This window comes from Brevibacterium picturae (assembly GCF_900105045.1).
Classification (GTDB): Bacteria; Actinomycetota; Actinomycetes; order Actinomycetales; family Brevibacteriaceae; genus Brevibacterium; species Brevibacterium picturae.
Window position 1 is genome coordinate 1,245,735 of sequence record NZ_LT629739.1, and the last position, 13,383, is coordinate 1,259,117.

Consider the following 13,383-nt stretch of genomic DNA (forward strand, 5'->3'; position numbering starts at 1 on the left):
ATCGTCGAAGGGACCACCGGTCCTCGAATCAGCCGTGACCCCGCGGCTTGTTCGAAGGCCCGTGGTCCCTTCGGCATTCACCCTGTGTGGGTGAGGTCTCGGAGTGCGTAGATCGGCGACGCCTGCGCTTTCTCAGACTCTCACGAACCGGGCCGAGGGCTGCCCATGTGACTGCGGTGAACACCACCACGATGAGCCAATAGATCAGCCAGAACGAGTCAGACAATCCTGCGACGACGATTCCGACGAGCAGCAGTGCGAGGGTGATGCCCGAAGCGAACAGGCAACGATACCAGTCTGCCAAGCTCGAACGCTGCGGCGCCGACGTCGTCCGGACTCCGGATTGTTTGGAATATCGGCGAGTGAACCGGCGGTCGAGGCCGCGAATGATGTCGGGACCGAAGACGACCGAGAACCCCACATAGAAAGCCGCGAGTCCGTGACTGAAGTCTGCCGGAGAATGACCTGCCAGATCGAGGTAGGTCAACACGATGATGACGATGTCAACGACAGGCGTGGCCACGAGCATCAAGCTGGAAACGACTCGCCCTCCGAGGAGGTACCGCACTGCGAGACCGCCCATCAGCAGCACCCAGAAGAGGACCTCGCCGACGATGATGTACGACAGCACCGAGATTCTGTTCCTCCACGCGTGGCGAATCTGTTCTTGCCTCGGACGGTATCACGCTCGTCTATCACGGCCGATCGTGTCCGGTCAGGTCACAGCAGCTTCTCATGCCAGGGTGGTTGCTGGGATGGCTGCCATCTGTTGTGCGCTGACTGATTCGCTTCAGGTCCGGCATGGGCGCCGGGCTGCGCGTGGCCGGTGCCATAGCTGACCGGCTGGTGCGCTTGCCCATTGAGGGGGCGCGCCCGGCGTATCCGCCGAACTGAGGCAGCAGGGCGGGCATTGGGACGATGGCTGAAGGAATTCTGCCGAGAAGGTGGAAGAGCCAGGCCTGCGAACGTCAGCACCATGGCCAGCGCTTGCACGATGATGCAGATGCCGGTGCCGGTGCCGGAGATGAGTATCGGGGTCGTGACCAGGATCGGCACGAAGTCGATGAGGAGCGCCGCCCAGAGCAGGCTGCGGGACAGCCAGACCGGGTGCGGTTGCGGCGAACGCGGCCGATTCGGTGCCGATGCCGCAGGGTCCGTCGACGGCGGGTTCGGCAGTCGGTGTGCGTTCCATCCCTCGCTCATACCGATACTCGACGGGCCGCGCGCTCGGGGTGCCGCGATCTCGATGTACACCACGGCATCGCTTTGCTGTAGCGATCGTCCCCGCGCCGCGCTCAGCACCTCAACCGGCACTGAATCACGGAGCGCGTGACCCCAAAGGACAATGGGCACATCTGTCCGCCGGGACATTCGGCCGAGCCGAAATACAGCGAAGGTGTCCTTCACCCTCGGACGAGTCGTACGATTATGGCTCAGTTGCAGGCGCCCGACCCCTTCGGCGCTCAATGCCCATGTTCGCGAGGTCACCGACCACATGCAACAGTCCGAGACCGCCGAGGGCAGCCGCGAGTGCGAGCAGCTGCGTGAGGACCATTGACGTTGCGAATGACGAGCCCAGAACATTCAGCGCCCATTCGACGAAGGCCACAACAAGCCCCATCAGCAACGCATAGCCGGCGGCGATGAGGTTGGTCCACCAGACTCTGTTGCGCGCGAGGTTCCAGGCAATGAGGGTTCCGGCCAGCATGACACCGCCGTGGAAGGTCCAGATGATGCTCTGGATGTTCATCGCCAGGGTGAAGCTGCCGACAACACCAGTGACGATGATCGGCATCAGGTACCGCACGCCCAATGCGTAGATGCTGATGAAGAGGAGCAGTCCCATTCCGAACAGTCGCAACTTCATCGGACTGGCCTTCACGATGAGGAGCGCGACGAGGCCGAAGACGAGTTCGAGGATCACCACCAGGATCATCAGGGTCGAATACTGGGTGAAGAATTCGGGACCAGCCCCGCCGACCATCATCGGCATCATCACGAATTCGGGCAATGAGCCGATGACCAGAGCGGCCCAGAACAGGATTCGCGCCGTCCATCCGGGACCGCCCGCCGCGGGCACATACCCCGGTGGAGTCCACGCAGATGGAACGCCGGACCGATTCGGCGAGTAGGGGCCATCTGCCGAGGAAGCCTGCTGACTCATGTCATCACTGTAGGCCAGGGAGAGCGACAGCCGCCCTCATTTCGCGAGATGAAAGCTGTAGCACGTGACCGAACATGACGACTCCCTCGCATGGGCGGCGGCTGATGTGATTGCCTGAGAGAGAACGATTCGACCGAACTGCCGCCGAACACCCAGAGGAGTCACCCATGGCCACGATCCGCACCTCGCACGCAGGATCCTTACCCCGCACCCCCGAGCTCATCGAGGCCAACAAGGTCAAGCAGGCTCAGAACCATGCCCGTCTGGCCGGCGAAACGGTCTCGGACGCCGCGACACAGGAGTTCGACGAGCTCCTCGCCGCCAGCGTCACCGACCTCGTCAAGCGCCAGAAGGATCTGGGCATCTCGAACCCCAACGACGGGGAGTACGGTCATTCGATGGCCGCGGACTTCGACTACGGCGCCTGGTGGCACTACTCATTCGCCCGCACCGGCGGACTCGAACTCGACAACGTCGACAAGTGGGACGCCCCGGCTGTGCGCTCAGAACCGGGCAATACGGTTCTGACCAGCTTCGGCGACCGCCGCGACCGCAACCTCTTCCCCGGCGTCTACGGTGATGCGAACGCCGGCACGGATACCGGCGACCAGCCCCAGTTTCCCAAGGCCACCAGCGCCATCAGCTACGTAGGTCACGACCAGGTCGCCAGCGACATCGCCAACCTCAAGACAGGTCTTGCGGCCGCCGGCTACGGTGAACGCGACGGCTACATCAACGCTCTGTCCCCCGGCTCGGCGTCGCGCATCGCCAACGAGTACTACAAGACCGACGAGGAGTTCATCTGGGCCTGGGCCGATGTGCTGCGTGAGGAATACCTCGCCATCACCGAGGCGGGTCTGACCGTCCAGATCGACGATCCCTCCCTGGCCGAGAACTTCGACCAGATCAACCCGGAACCGTCCTTCGCCGACTACCGGTCGTTCATCCAGGTTCGCATCGATGCCCTCAACCACGCCCTGCGCGGCATCGATCCAGCCCAGGTGCGCGTCCACACCTGCTGGGGTTCCTGGCACGGACCGCACGTGACCGATCTGCCGTTCAAGGAGATCGTCGACCAGGTGCTCACGCTCAATGCTGCCGGCATCACCTTCGAAGCCGCCAACGTCCGCCACGAGCACGAATGGCGGATCTGGGAGGACACGAAGCTGCCCGAGGGCAAGTACATCATCCCGGGCATCGTCTCTCACTCCACGAATGTCGTCGAGCACCCGGAACTCGTCGCCGATCGCATCGAACGCTTCGCGAAGCTCGTCGGTCCCGACAATGTCATGGCCTCAACGGACTGTGGGCTGGGCGGACGTGTCCACCCTGAGATCGCCATCGCGAAGCTGCAGTCATTGACTGCCGGTGCCCAGATCGCCGGAAAGCGACTCTGAGCTCAGGGCATCCCGAGGCTCGCAAGCCTCACCTGAGACTTTTCGCCCACTTCACGCTCCGCTGCCGAGTTCCTCCTCGAGGCAGTCGGTCAGCGTGGGGTGGGCGAACTGGTATCCGGTCTCCTCCAGCCTCTCCGGGCGCACCTTCTGGTCAGCCAACGCGAGTTCCTTGGCTCCGTCGGCGCCGAGGACCAGTTCGGTGACGAAGCCGGGGGTCGGGACTCGGGCCGGTCGATGCAGGTGGGCGGCGAGCGTCTCGGCGAATTCCTGTTGGGAGACCATGTCCGGGGCCACTGCGTTGACGGGACCACGCACATAGTTGGTGAGCACCGCATGCACATACGACCGGGCAAGATCGTCGAGGGAGACCCAGGCCAGGCCCTGTTCACCGCTGCCCAGCCGGCCGCCGGCACCGGCTAAGTACAGGGGCGTCTGAAGTTTGAGGAAACCACTCAGCGAAGTCAGGGCAATGCCCGAGCGGATCGACACCCGGCGAATGCCCAGCTCCTCGACCCGGGCAGCAGCGGCCTCCCATTCCTGACACAGTTCGGCAAGGAATCCGTCCCCAGCCGGAGCGGTCTCATCAACGGGCACCTCGGCGTGGGAGCCGTAGATCCCGACCGCAGAGGCGCAGACGAACACCTCGGGTCGTTTCGCCTCGGGCAGAGTGCGCATCGTCTCTGCCAGCAGGGTCGTCGAGTCGATGCGTGAGGAGCGGATCTCCTCTTTCGCCTTCTTCGTGAACCGAGTGGCGATGGATCGGCCGCCGAGGTGAACGACCGCATCCGCCCACGCGAGGTCGCGCGGGTTGATGATCCCCAACTCCGGGTTCCAGTGGGACTCGTATTCGAACTTCGGGGTGCGTCGGACGAGAAGTCGCACGAAGTGACCCGCGGAGGAGAACAGTGCCGCGACCTGCCGCCCGACGAGTCCGCTGCTGCCGGCGATGAGGATGCGTTTGCCCTTCTTCTGCGTCAGCAGAGGTGCGTTCATCCGTTCCAGGAATTCGATGTCCATGAGCATGCGCGTGTGTCTGGCTTCGAAGGTCGCTTCGAGGTTGTGGATGAGGGTGCGGTCGATCGAGTCGAAGCCCGCCGGTCCCATCGAGAATTCGATGTGGTCATCGATCTTTGTTCCTCCGGCGACAGAGGAGAATTCGTGCGTGTGCTTCCACTGGCTCAGTGGACCCTTCTTGAGTTCGTCGACGAACGAGAATCGGGAAGGTCCCTCCGAATGCACCGAGCTGAATGGGCGGCGAACGAGACCGTAGCTGCCGGGCACGCTGGTCTTGACCTGCGCCACCGAGCCGGGTGCGATCGGAGGGTAGCTCTCCTCGACGATCTCCTGGGCCCAGTGCGGGGACAGCCGAGTCAGTGCTCCGGGCTGTGCGTGCCAGAGATATGTGGTCTCGGCGGCGAGCGGGACTTCAGATGTCCACTCGAAGTTGGTCATGACATCCCTCCTGTTTCAGATGATGCCACCCGAGACTGAAAGTGTGACCTGCAACTCGCCCAATGTCAGATGAATTATCCTCGCCGAGGCGGGACTGGGCGCCGGGACGGACGCCAGACGTGCTGTCGGCGCCCGACCCGATGGCATTCCTCAGGCCGTGGTGTCGGGGATCTTCCCGTACCTGAACGCGGTCCAGAAGTCTCCGCGGACGTAGCCGTTCTCGGGTTCCGGATCGTAGTCCCAGTGCCGGACCGTTCCGACCTTGAGCGCATCGGCGACGAGCTGCCTGCTCGATTGGCTGCCGAGCACATGCTCTTCGAGATGTTCGAGATCGTAACGGGAGTCGAGTTCGGCACGCATCGTAGCCACGAGTTCCGCGTACTCGGCGTCACCGGCACGGTTGACCAGCTCGTCGGGGTCGGAGTCGAGGTCGAAGAGCAGTTCCGGGTCACCGGGGCAGATCGTCAGCTTGTACTGGCCGCGGATGAGCGTGACCTGCGGCCGGTACGTGCCCTCGGCGAAGTACTCGATGATGACATCACGATCCTCAGGCCCCGTCTCCCCCGCAGCTTCCCGTCGGGCGGATTCGAACAGGGACAGACCGGTCGCGTCCGGATCCGAGGAGCCTGCCAGGTCCAGCAGCGTCGGCATCAGGTCGACGAGGCTGACGGGGTTGGCATACCGCCCCGGGGTGACCGCCTCGGCGGGGCCGTTGATGATGATCGGGACACGGGAGGACTGCTCGTACGGGGACATTTTGTACCACAGGCCCTTCTCCCCGAGCATGTCTCCGTGGTCGCTGGTGACGATGATGACCGTGTTGTCCTCGAGCTCGAGTTCGCGCAGACGCTGCCGGATCTTGCCGATGTGGTCGTCGATGTAGTTCACGGCCGCATAGTAGGCACGTCGCGCCCGGCGGATGTCCTCGGTGCCCGGTTCCCGTTTGTCGAGTCCGCTCATGGTGCGCAGCCGGTGACTGTGCGGGTCGACGGCGATGTCGGGAACCTCGGGGTGGGCCGGATCGGGGATGTCCACCTCGGCGAAGCGATCCCAGTTCTCCCGGGGCGGTTCGTATGGGTCGTGTGGGTGGATGAACGAGGTGACCATGAGGAACGGCTGATTCTCACCGGCAGCCTGGTTGGCCCGCACCCGGCCATTGAGGTGGCGCAGGGTCCGGAAAATCACCTCGTCGTCGAAGTCCTGCTGGACGTTCGCCTTCGCCGCACCTGCGGTGAACACAGGGTCGGCCTCGTGGTACCACTGGAGCTTCTGATCCAGGGGACGCTTCCAATCGGGGACCATGTCGAGATCGGCCGGGTAGACGTCGGTGGTCAGGCGCTCTTCGAACCCGTGGTGCTGGTCGGGGCCGATGAAGTGCATTCGCCCGATGAGCGCGGTGTGGTAGCCGAGCTTGCGCAGGCGGTGGGCGAAGGTCGGCACCGAGGCGGCGAAGTCGTCGCCGTTGTCGAGGCAGTCGACGTCGGAAGGCATCCGACCTGTCATCATCGATGCCCGCGAGGGTGAGCACAGCGGGGTGTTGCAGTAGGCGCGATCGAAGACGGCTCCGTCCTCGGCCAGGGAGTCCATGTTCGGGGTGAGTGCGGCGGTGTCGCCGTAGGCCCCCAGCGCCTGTGCGGCCATCTGGTCGGCCTGGATCACTACGATGTTCGGCGGTTGCATATGCTGGTCACGTCCTTTCTCAAAAACGTCAGGTCTGCGTGTGAAAGCATGGTCTGCGAAGTCGCCTGTGGGGACAACCTGCGCAGGTGTGTCAGATGGAACAGATTCCTGGGAAGCTGTTTCTCAGATGTGGATTGAAGGTGGCGACTATGGCCTCATGCTGCGGTCCAGCACGGAACTCGCCCGTCGGAGCGAGCCAGAGCGAGACTCGGCCCGCCGAGGTGGGTGTTGAGGAAGAAGAATCCCCCGCCGAGGTGGGATCGCCGGGCGGGGAATCGACCGCAGCGCCCGGTCCCGATGGTCAGCTGCTGACCGAGCTCGCGGCTCTGGCCCCGCAGGATCTGGCCATGATCGGGCTGTCCGGTGGCACGTTCCTCATGGGCAGCGAGAATCCGCTGGCCTACCCCGACGACGGCGAGGGCCCGGTCCGCGAAGTCGGAATCGACGGCTTCGCGATCGCCGCGACGACGGTCACGGTCGCAGAATTCGCCGCGTTCGTCGCAGCGACGGGTCATCGCACCGATGCCGAAACTCATGGTGACTCCTTGGTCTTCACTGGCCTGCTGGCCGAAGGTCTGCACGAAACCTCCCCTGCTGTGCAGGCTACCCCCTGGTGGCGCCAGGTCACAGGGGCGACCTGGTTCCATCCCGCCGGGCCCGGGATCACCGGCACGGCCGGTGTGCCGGGTGTGCCTGATGTTCCGGGTGTGCCGGGATCGACCCTGGAAGGCGCGACTCTCAGCCACTGGGCCACCCATCCGGTCACCCACGTCTCCCGCACCGACGCCGAGGCGTATGCGCAGTGGGTGGGCGCCCGACTGCCGAGCGAGGCCGAGTGGGAGTTCGCCTCCCGCGGCGGCCTCGAGCAGCAGCCCTACCCGTGGGGTGCGGTGCGCGAACCCGGCGGCGAAGCCCGGATGAACACCTTCACAGGTGTCTTCCCGGATGGGCCGACCCAGCCGGTCGGGACCGTGCCCGCCGACTGGTATCGGCCCAACGGATTCGGTCTGCACAATACGACCGGCAATGTGTGGGAGTGGACGAGCAGCGAGTTCAGTGCCCACGACCCTCGTCCCGTCCTGCGCGGCGGGTCCTATATGTGCCATGACTCGTATTGCCGGAGGTATCGGACCTCGGCGCGCACGGCCGCGACACCGGACACATCACTCGGTCACACGGGGTTCCGACTTGCCCTCAGCGTCTGATCTCGCCGAGGCGGTGCCGGACTTCGCGTCCGCCTCGGCGGTGGTGGCTTCGGTGTCGTCCACCTCGGCGATACCTTCCTCCGGGGTCCACCCATCGGCCCACTGTCCGGTTTCGTAGTCGTAGCCGACCGGTTCGCCGTCAGCATTGGTGCGCTGGTACCAATCGGTGTAGTCCCCATGCTCGGAGTCGATGCCGCCGTTGGCGCCGTCGCCCGGTTCGGTCTGCACGACCTGGAAGGCGAAGTCGTCACCGAATCGGTCGGCACCTTCGACCACCGCATTGTCCACAGCGTTCTGCGCGTACTGTCGCCGCAGTGCCAGCGGATCGGTGCGCAGTTCTTTGAACCAGGCAATGATGATGAACAGCATGATGACGGCGAACGGGACTGCGGTGACGATGACGAGCTGCTGCAGGCCTTCCAGTGCATTGGCATTTCCCAGCAGCAGCATGACCACGGCGATGCCGGACATCACGAGACCCCAGAAGACCACAACCCATTTCCTGGGTTCCTGGTCGCCGCGACTCGTGAGCATTCCCATCACGATCGAAGCGGAGTCCGCAGATGTGATGAAGAAGATGGCGAGGACGACGATCGCGACGAAGGGCAGCCACTCGACGAAGGGCAGATTGTCGATGAGGGTGAAGAACACCTCGGGGGCGGCCATGCTGTCGGTGAATCCGGCCGCACCTTCCCTGTACATCCAGATCGACGTTCCGCCCATGATGCCGTAGGCCACGAAGAGAAGCGTCGAGGGAATGAAGATCGTGCCCAGGATGAACTGCCGAATGCTGCGCCCGCGCGAAATGCGGGCGATGAATGTGCCGACGAACGGCGACCAGGAGATCCACCATGCCCAGTAGTAGACAGTCCACACGGATTGGAACTCCTGTGTCTCCGATCCCCAGGACAGTGACTTGCCCATCATGTCGAAGAGCGAGCCGAGGTATTCCATCATCGCCGAGGGGAGAAGGTTGAGCAGGAACAGTGTCGGTCCGAGGAAGAGCACGAGGCCCACGATTCCTACGGTGAGGACGATGTTGATGCTCGACAGGTACCGGATGCCCTTTGAGACACCGGAGACTGCGGAGATGACGAAGCCGACAGTGAGGACGAGGATGATGATGACGAGCATGTTGTTCGTCATCTCGCCGACGCCGCTGACGATGCTGACGCCGGAGCCGATCTGCATCGCAGCGATGCCTAATGCCGCGGCGGTGCCGAACAGGGTCGCCACGATCGCGAAGATGTCGACGAGCTTTCCTGCGAAGCCTTCGGTGTGGCGCTTGCCGAAGAGCGTCTGGAAGATCGAGGACAGAAGCAGGGAGCGACCGCGCCGGTAGGCAGCATAGGCGATCGCCCCGCCGACGAGGGCGTACATTGCCCACGCATGGAAGCCCCAGTGGAAGTATGTCTGGGCCATGGCGCCGTGCAGTGCCTCGGTGGTTTCGGGAGCGTTCGTCATCGGCGGCGGGGACACGAAGTAGGTGAGCGGCTCCGATGGTCCGAAGAAGAGCACGCCGATCCCGATGCCGGCGGCGAAGAGCATCGCCACCCACGAGAAGGTGCTGAACTCAGCCTTTTCGTCGTCCTTGCCCAGCGGAATCTTGCCGTAGGGGGAGAACGCGAGGATGATCAGCGCGACGAGAATGATGATCGCGACGAGGTTGAAGAGCCAGCCGACGTTCAACGTCGACCAGTCATAGGCGGCTGTGGCCACCGTGGAGACGCCGTCCGAATCGACGATGCCCCAGATGACGAAGGCGACTGTCAGCGTGCCGGCGATGGCGAAGATGATCTTGTCAAGGGAATAGTGGCGACGCTGTTCGTCGATCGCGATTCCCGGGACCAGAATCGGGTGGGTGTTGTGCGGATACTGGGTATTGGTCTCCGGCTCGGCCTCGCCCGGACGGCGAGGTCGGCTGTAGTCCAGCTTGCCCAGGGATTTGCCAGTCTCTTTGCTCACGCGCCTGGCATCGGCCTTGAACTTTTCGCGTGAGGCTCGGCGCTCGGGGCGCAGAGAGCCGGAGCCGTCTGAGCCGAGGGTCGTCGCTGTCGTTGCCGTGGTGTCGGCGTCTGGCGTGGAGGTGTCGGCGTCTGGCGTGGTGTCGGCGTCTGGCGTGGAGTTAGCGGTCTCTGGCACCGTGGTGTCATCGGAGTTGCGCTTCTCCGAATCAGGTGTGGAGTCATCGGACATGCGGCGATGGCCCTTTCTCGATTGCTGTGGAAACAGATGGTCGCAAGTTGCCAGACAGGTCTATGGCTCCGAACCGCACCACCCGATCGCTGCGCGCTCCCAGGAATCATCGGCGAAGCCGACAGTGGGATGGGGCGCGACTCGAGTCGCAGACAGGGTCCGAGCACAGAGGTCTGCCCCGGAAATACCTGTCTGTGCCATAGCTTCGGACCCTAACAGCTTCCTGTGAGCTTCTCAAAGGAATCCTGTCACTTCCCGGCGAAGGTGAGGAAGTTCAGCTGACTTCGACGAGGATGACGCCGACGACGATGAAGCCGATTCCCAGCAGCATCCGTCGGGTCAGCGGATCTCTCCAGATCACACGCCCCAGCAGGCAGACCAGGACGACGCCGATGGCCGACCACAGGCCGTAGGCGACGCCGAGCGGCATCCCCGCGGCAAGGGTGAGGCTGAGGAAGAAGAACGCCAAGGCGTAGCCCGCAGCCACGGGAATCAGCCAGCGCTTCCGGTGCATTCCGACGCTGGCGCGCAGACTCAGGGTGGCGCCGACTTCGCAGACGATTGACAGCAGCAGCCAGAACCAGCTCATGCGTTCACCTCAATGCCTGCTTCGGGAGGTTTCTCCGTGGTCGAGGTCTCGATCAGGACGACGCCGGCAATGATGGCTGCGATCCCGATCATGGCTCCGATGCTCAGAGTGTCACCGAATACGACCATTCCGAGAACGGCGACGAGTGCGACGCCGAAGGCGGCCCAGGTCCCGTAGACGACTCCGATCGGCAGGCCCAGGCGGAGGGCGAACCCAAGGAGGGTGAATGCCAGCGCGTAGGAGATGACGACGAGGGGGATCCAGAGAGGATTCTCGATCGTGGCTCGCAGCATCAGCGTTCCGGCGACCTCGGCGATGACGGCGCCGGTCAGCAACGCCCATTTCTTCCTCATGCTTCCACCTCCTGCGTTGTTTCTTTCTGTGAAGTCTCTTCCTGTGGAGTCTCCGCACTGTCCACGAGGGCGAGTGCATGACGCCGGACCTCTGCGAGGTCATCGGCGGGGAACACTCCGGTGGCCTCTGACATCCAGGCGCCGTCGGCGCAGAATCGCGCCGTCGTCAGCAGGCCGCGAGCGCTCGCGCCAAGTCCGGTGGTGTCGAACCACGGGCCGAGATAACCGTCCCACGACGCGGCAAGCGTCGGGTGATAGAGCGCATCGGAGAAGATCCAATAGTCGGCCCGTGACACCTCAGCCGTGGTCGCGACGCAGACGTAGGCGCGATGCCGCTCGAAAGCCGAGAGCTCGGCAGGCTCGCTGCCGGTATGGTTGTGCAGTCGTTGATGCCACTGCTGCGCTGCGTGATCGACGAGGCCGAGCATGAGCGCTTCCTTGTTTGGGAAGTGATACATCAGCCCCGGCTTCGTCAGGCCCGCGGCCTGAGCGACGGACTCGAGCGAGATGGTGACTCCCTGGATGGCGTCATGGCTCTCGGCCAGGGTCTTCGCAGCCTGCAGAATGCGCGCACGTGTGTCATTGACCATGCCTCTACTTTACCTTCCGGTTGGTAAAGTCCGCGAGATGCGGGCAGGGTGAGCCCAGCCACCGCCCGGCACTGAGTTCCCCGTCTCAGCCGACTAGACTCAGCCAGCCAGGTAGCGCGCCTCGATCAGTTCCACAATCTCCTCGCTTGCGGCGACGGCATCGAATTGCGGATCTTCCAAAGCTTCGGCGACCACAGCATCGATGGCTCCGCCGATGATCAGTGCAGCGGTCCGCGAATCGGACGTACTCTTCGCTCCGCGCGCTTCGCGTGCCGATTTGAGGAGCTCAGCCACAGGCTTCCACCTTGCGGAACTGTCTGTTCTTGCCTCGCCCTGGGCCAGCGCTTCGATGCTCAGTCGGGAGTGACTGCGATGGCTGACGAAATGGGCGACTATGGATCGCACATAAACACTCGGCCTCTCGGCCACCTCGGCGGAGGCGACTGCTTCTCCGACGGATTCGACCATAGCGTCCAGCACATGCATATAGGCGCCACGGACAAGAGTGGCCTTGTCGGTGAAGTGATACAGGACAGTCGGCTTGGTCACCCCTGCGCGCTCAGCGATCTGAGACAGTGACACACCGGAGAATCCGTGCTCGGCGAGCAGCTCGATCGTGACGTCGATGATCTGCGCGCGCCGTGCTCGCTGTGTGAAGGTCGACTGCCGATCCTTCGTCTTCTCCTCTGCCGAGTCTTGTCCCATGCTGCGATCATACTATACGGTTGAATCACTGACCGATCGGTAGAGGAGTGCTGATGACGGATCACGTTACCCAAACCCCCAGACGCCGAATGCTGCGCCCTCGGGTGCTCGTGCCGATGGCCTCGGCCATTGTTGCCGCGGTTGCCATCGGGTACTTTCTCCGGGCTCCCTCGCCCGTCGGCCACTGGGACAGCGCCGAGGGAGAGGCAGAATTCGACTCCGCCTACAACGCGGCTTTCTCCAGCATGCCGGAGCCTGCAGACACCATGGACATACGCACCGACTTCGGATTCGTCCGGGTTTACCGCTTCGAAGGAACCGGCGACGCCGAGCCGATGATGCTGCTGCCCGGAACCGCCTCGTCGACTCCGGTCTGGGCGGGCAACATGCCGTCTCTGCTCCGGATCGCCGATGTCTACGCCCTCGATCTCCTTGGTGAACCGGGTCGGAGCGTTCAGAGTTCACCGATCACCAGTACCGAGGATGAGGCCGCTTGGCTCGCTGAGACGATCGCTGCGCTTCCAGAGGATTCTGTGAACCTGGTCGGGCTCTCGCTCGGGGGATGGACGGCGGCCAATCTCGCCATCCGCCACCCGCAGCACGTGCGGACGCTGACCCTCATCGACCCTGTCCAGACCTTCGACGGCATCCCAGTGGAGACGATCCTTCGGGCGATCCCCGCAACCGTTCCATGGATGCCCAAGGCCGGACGGGATGCGTTCAATTCGTATACGGCCGGCGGCATCGAGGTCGAGGATGTCCCGGTAGCCGACATGATTGAGTCCGGGATGCACCATTACGCCATGAAGAAGCCCCAACCGTCGCGGATCACCGAGGGACAGCTGTCCGACCTGCCGATGCCGGTGCTCGCAATCATTGCGGGACGTTCGGTCATGCATGACCCGGAAACTGCCTCTGCCACGGCTAAACGAAGCCTGGGCACTGGCGCGGTCCGCGTCTACGAGGACGCTTCGCACGCCGTCACCGGCGAATATCCCGACGAGGTCGCAGCCGACATCGGGGAGTTCATCACTCGCCGGTGACCCGCGGCA

Annotated in this window: 13 protein-coding genes; 3 read left to right on the forward strand and 10 right to left on the reverse strand. The window is 63.7% G+C overall.

Annotation, left to right across the window (positions count from 1 at the left end; all coding sequences use genetic code 11):
* Nucleotides 1-28: 28 nt before the first annotated feature.
* From BLT92_RS05900 to BLT92_RS05910, 3 genes are all read right to left on the reverse strand, one after another.
* Nucleotides 29-631 carry a hypothetical protein gene (locus BLT92_RS05900; protein ID WP_092104005.1) on the reverse strand — a complete coding sequence of 201 codons (603 nt, stop codon included), beginning with the start codon at nt 629-631 and terminating at the stop codon, nt 29-31.
* 89 nt (nt 632-720) lie between these two features.
* Nucleotides 721-1,203 (reverse strand): hypothetical protein, encoded by a 483-nt coding sequence (locus tag BLT92_RS05905; RefSeq protein ID WP_092104007.1) that lies wholly within the window; start codon nt 1,201-1,203, stop codon nt 721-723.
* Nucleotides 1,204-1,426: 223 nt separating this feature from the next.
* Nucleotides 1,427-2,164, reverse strand: a complete 738-nt coding sequence (locus BLT92_RS05910) for a hypothetical protein (RefSeq protein WP_157691348.1) — start codon at nt 2,162-2,164, stop codon at nt 1,427-1,429.
* 167 nt (nt 2,165-2,331) lie between these two features.
* On the opposite strand from BLT92_RS05910, the gene BLT92_RS05915 reads away from it, so the two are divergent.
* On the forward strand, nt 2,332-3,561 hold the full coding sequence (locus tag BLT92_RS05915; protein WP_092104011.1) for a cobalamin-independent methionine synthase II family protein: 1,230 nt from the start codon (nt 2,332-2,334) through the stop codon (nt 3,559-3,561).
* 51 nt (nt 3,562-3,612) lie between these two features.
* Here BLT92_RS05915 and BLT92_RS05920 read toward each other — a convergent pair whose 3' ends face one another.
* Nucleotides 3,613-5,013 (reverse strand): TIGR01777 family oxidoreductase, encoded by a 1,401-nt coding sequence (locus BLT92_RS05920; RefSeq protein WP_092104013.1) that lies wholly within the window; start codon nt 5,011-5,013, stop codon nt 3,613-3,615.
* A 150-nt stretch (nt 5,014-5,163) separates the two neighbouring features.
* Nucleotides 5,164-6,693: a choline-sulfatase gene (betC, locus tag BLT92_RS05925; RefSeq protein WP_092104016.1), complete on the reverse strand. Its 1,530-nt coding sequence runs from the start codon at nt 6,691-6,693 to the stop codon at nt 5,164-5,166.
* A 149-nt stretch (nt 6,694-6,842) separates the two neighbouring features.
* On the opposite strand from betC, the gene BLT92_RS05930 reads away from it, so the two are divergent.
* A complete protein-coding gene (locus tag BLT92_RS05930; protein WP_092104018.1) occupies nt 6,843-7,898 on the forward strand; it encodes an SUMF1/EgtB/PvdO family nonheme iron enzyme in 1,056 nt (351 codons plus the stop codon).
* Here the strand turns inward: BLT92_RS05930 and BLT92_RS05935 are convergent.
* The 5 genes from BLT92_RS05935 to BLT92_RS05955 form a co-directional block, all read right to left on the reverse strand.
* Nucleotides 7,857-10,094, reverse strand: coding sequence for a BCCT family transporter (locus BLT92_RS05935; RefSeq protein WP_231939048.1), 2,238 nt, complete (start codon nt 10,092-10,094; stop codon nt 7,857-7,859). The two genes, BLT92_RS05930 and BLT92_RS05935, sit on opposite strands and share 42 nt — an antisense overlap.
* A 274-nt stretch (nt 10,095-10,368) precedes the next feature.
* Entirely contained in the window at nt 10,369-10,683 is a 315-nt protein-coding gene (locus tag BLT92_RS05940; protein ID WP_092104020.1) for a DMT family transporter, read from the reverse strand.
* The gene (locus BLT92_RS05945; RefSeq protein WP_092104021.1) at nt 10,680-11,036 is read right to left on the reverse strand and encodes a DMT family transporter; all 357 of its coding nucleotides are present in this window, start codon (nt 11,034-11,036) and stop codon (nt 10,680-10,682) included. The genes BLT92_RS05940 and BLT92_RS05945 overlap by 4 nt, the downstream gene beginning before the upstream one ends.
* Nucleotides 11,033-11,626 (reverse strand): TetR/AcrR family transcriptional regulator, encoded by a 594-nt coding sequence (locus BLT92_RS05950; protein ID WP_092104023.1) that lies wholly within the window; start codon nt 11,624-11,626, stop codon nt 11,033-11,035. The genes BLT92_RS05945 and BLT92_RS05950 overlap by 4 nt, the downstream gene beginning before the upstream one ends.
* A 99-nt stretch (nt 11,627-11,725) precedes the next feature.
* On the reverse strand, nt 11,726-12,331 hold the full coding sequence (locus BLT92_RS05955; protein ID WP_092104025.1) for a TetR/AcrR family transcriptional regulator: 606 nt from the start codon (nt 12,329-12,331) through the stop codon (nt 11,726-11,728).
* A gap of 53 nt (nt 12,332-12,384) precedes the next feature.
* On the opposite strand from BLT92_RS05955, the gene BLT92_RS05960 reads away from it, so the two are divergent.
* A complete protein-coding gene (locus BLT92_RS05960; RefSeq protein ID WP_172802559.1) occupies nt 12,385-13,374 on the forward strand; it encodes an alpha/beta fold hydrolase in 990 nt (329 codons plus the stop codon).
* The last annotated feature ends 9 nt before the right edge of the window (nt 13,375-13,383 follow it).

What these genes read in the sequence shown, in the direction of transcription:
- BLT92_RS05905 (WP_092104007.1), bottom strand. Translation starts at nt 1,203, where the DNA reads ATGAGCGAGGGATGGAACGCACACCGACTGCCGAACCCGCCGTCGACG.
- BLT92_RS05910 (WP_157691348.1), bottom strand. Translation starts at nt 2,164, where the DNA reads ATGAGTCAGCAGGCTTCCTCGGCAGATGGCCCCTACTCGCCGAATCGG.
- BLT92_RS05915 (WP_092104011.1), top strand. Translation starts at nt 2,332, where the DNA reads ATGGCCACGATCCGCACCTCGCACGCAGGATCCTTACCCCGCACCCCC.
- BLT92_RS05920 (WP_092104013.1), bottom strand. Translation starts at nt 5,013, where the DNA reads ATGACCAACTTCGAGTGGACATCTGAAGTCCCGCTCGCCGCCGAGACC.
- betC (WP_092104016.1), bottom strand. Translation starts at nt 6,693, where the DNA reads ATGCAACCGCCGAACATCGTAGTGATCCAGGCCGACCAGATGGCCGCA.
- BLT92_RS05930 (WP_092104018.1), top strand. Translation starts at nt 6,843, where the DNA reads ATGGCCTCATGCTGCGGTCCAGCACGGAACTCGCCCGTCGGAGCGAGC.
- BLT92_RS05935 (WP_231939048.1), bottom strand. Translation starts at nt 10,094, where the DNA reads ATGTCCGATGACTCCACACCTGATTCGGAGAAGCGCAACTCCGATGAC.
- BLT92_RS05940 (WP_092104020.1), bottom strand. Translation starts at nt 10,683, where the DNA reads ATGAGCTGGTTCTGGCTGCTGCTGTCAATCGTCTGCGAAGTCGGCGCC.
- BLT92_RS05945 (WP_092104021.1), bottom strand. Translation starts at nt 11,036, where the DNA reads ATGAGGAAGAAATGGGCGTTGCTGACCGGCGCCGTCATCGCCGAGGTC.
- BLT92_RS05950 (WP_092104023.1), bottom strand. Translation starts at nt 11,626, where the DNA reads ATGGTCAATGACACACGTGCGCGCATTCTGCAGGCTGCGAAGACCCTG.
- BLT92_RS05955 (WP_092104025.1), bottom strand. Translation starts at nt 12,331, where the DNA reads ATGGGACAAGACTCGGCAGAGGAGAAGACGAAGGATCGGCAGTCGACC.
- BLT92_RS05960 (WP_172802559.1), top strand. Translation starts at nt 12,385, where the DNA reads ATGACGGATCACGTTACCCAAACCCCCAGACGCCGAATGCTGCGCCCT.